General features: G+C 55.6%; 1 protein-coding gene. It reads left to right on the top strand.

Annotated features, from left to right (window positions below; translation table 11 throughout):
* On the top strand, positions 1 to 239 hold a 239-nt coding region (locus AAEZ08_RS23415; protein WP_500125243.1), incomplete at both ends, for a glycine betaine ABC transporter substrate-binding protein.

The raw sequence follows: 239 nt of genomic DNA, 5'->3' as shown, positions 1-239 counted from the left end.
CACTGGATGTTCGCCAAGTGGAAACTGCGTTTCCTTGACGATCCAAAAGGGATTTATGGTGCTGCCGAAACTGTGAACAGCATCGGCAGCAAGGGCCTGGAGAAGAAAGCGCCTGAAGTCGTGGCCTTCCTGAAAAAATTCCAGTGGGCCTCCAAGGATGAAATCGGCGAAGTGATGCTGGCCATCCAAGAGGGCGCCAAGCCTGATGCAGCGGCCAAGGATTGGGTCGCCAAGCACCC

Source organism: Pseudomonas sp. E45-MNA-CIBAN-0222 (genome assembly GCF_040310405.1).
GTDB lineage: Bacteria > Pseudomonadota > Gammaproteobacteria > Pseudomonadales > Pseudomonadaceae > Stutzerimonas > Stutzerimonas stutzeri_AC.
Note: the sequence above shows the minus strand (reverse complement) of the source record. Positions and strands in the feature narration are given on the sequence as shown.